The following is a 1,837-nucleotide window of genomic DNA, read 5'->3' as shown; positions in this document are numbered from 1 at the left end:
GGCGCTTCGGACGAGTCCAAGTGGAGAGAAAACGTTCCGAGAGTATGTGGAAGAAGTGAAGGAGAAGACGCTGGAGGCGTTCGAGAATCAAGACTACCCGTTCGAGGAGCTGGTGGAGAAGCTGGATGTCCGGAAGGATCTAAGCCGGAATCCGCTGTTCGATACGATGTTCGTAATGCAGAGCAGGAGCGGAGGAGAAACGCGGCAGGCAAGCGGAATGGAAGAAGCGGCTGCAGGTGAAGAACGGCTCGGTTTTGCGCCTTATGGGACAGGGAGCACAGCGGCGAAGTTTGATTTGACGCTGAATGCGGCGGAGTTTGGCGAAGAGGCGGCGTTCAGCCTACAGTATCGGACGTCGCTGTTCGGGAAGGAAAGTATGGAAAGGCTGGTCGGCCATCTCCGTCGGCTGCTGCAGGAAGTGGCGAAGAAGCCGGATACGCCGATTCGTGAGATTGGGCTAATGAGCCCTGAGGAGCAGGATCGGATTGTGGAGACGTTCAACGATACAGCATCGTCGTTCCCATCCAAGACGACGATCCAGCATCTGTTCGAGGAACAGGTGGCAATTCGTCCAGAGCAGACGGCGCTTGTGATGGGAGAGACACGATTGTCCTACGACGAATTAAACGAAAGGGCCAATCGTCTGGCTCGGGAGCTGCGGGAGTCGGGCGTAGCGGCGGAGAGTGTCGTCGGTCTAATCGCGGAACGATCGATTGAAATGGTGGTTGCTATATTGGCAGTGTTGAAGGCGGGAGGCGCCTACTTGCCGATTGATCCGGATTATCCGCAGGAGCGGATCGTCTATATGCTGGAGGACTCAAAAGCGGAGCTGCTGCTCGTCCAGGAACATTTGGCCGACCGAGCGGCGATATGGGCAGGGAAGCTGCTGAAGCTCCTGCCGGACGAGCGGGGAAGAGCGGGCTCAGGCGCACCGCTTGCGCAGCTGTCGACGGCGGATAACCTGGCGTACATCATCTACACGTCGGGTTCGACTGGGCTGCCGAAAGGCGTCATGGTAGAGCACCGCAGTGTCATGAACACGTTGTCGGCTTTACAGAAGCAATACCCTATAGAGGAGTCAGATGCTTTCCTGTTAAAGACATCATATGCATTTGACGTTTCTGTAGCGGAGCTGTTCGGATGGTTTGTCGGAGAAGGCAGTCTGGCGATCCTACCTCCGGATGGGGAAAAGGATGCAGGGGCTATATGGGCTGCAATCGAAAAATATGGGATCACTCATTTAAATGCGGTTCCATCCATGCTTTATCAGATGCTAGACTTTTTGCAAAATCAGGACGCCGGATACGCCCATTTAAAATATTTGTTTGCCGCCGGTGAAGCATTGACGTCAAAGGTGCAAGATTTATATGGGATATTAAAGGAACGGAATGTTTTCTCGGCAAGTCTTGAAAATTTGTACGGGCCTACGGAAGCGACGATATATGCTTCGCATTATTCACTCCATGCTGTTAAGGAAGAGAAGCTGCGGATTCCGATTGGCACTCCTCTGAGCAATACACAATTGTATGTACTGGACGGCCGTCAGGAAGTGCAGCCGATCGGGGTGCCGGGTGAGCTATACATCGGCGGGGCAGGACTGGCCCGAGGCTATGTGAACCGAGCGGAATTGACGGAGGAGAAATTTATCGCGAACCCGTACCGCCCAGGCGAGCGGATGTACCGGACTGGGGATTTGGCGCGCTGGCAACCGGACGGTACGGTTGAATATTTGGGCCGGATCGACCATCAGGTGAAAATCCGTGGCTACCGAATCGAGCTGGGAGAGATCGAAGCGCAGCTGCTGAAGGTGGAAGGGGTGAAGGAAGCGGCCGTGCTG

At 54.9% G+C, this 1,837-nt stretch carries 1 protein-coding gene; it reads left to right on the top strand.

Annotation, left to right across the window (positions count from 1 at the left end; all coding sequences use genetic code 11):
- Nucleotides 1–1,837 (top strand): non-ribosomal peptide synthetase (locus K0T92_RS24430; RefSeq protein ID WP_219875242.1); only part of this gene is annotated, 1,837 nt, incomplete at both ends.

The sequence above is a fragment of the Paenibacillus oenotherae genome, assembly GCF_019443105.1.
GTDB lineage: Bacteria > Bacillota > Bacilli > Paenibacillales > Paenibacillaceae > Paenibacillus_Z > Paenibacillus_Z oenotherae.
The sequence above is the reverse complement of the archived record's forward strand: the minus strand, read 5'-3'. Positions and strand labels throughout refer to the sequence as shown.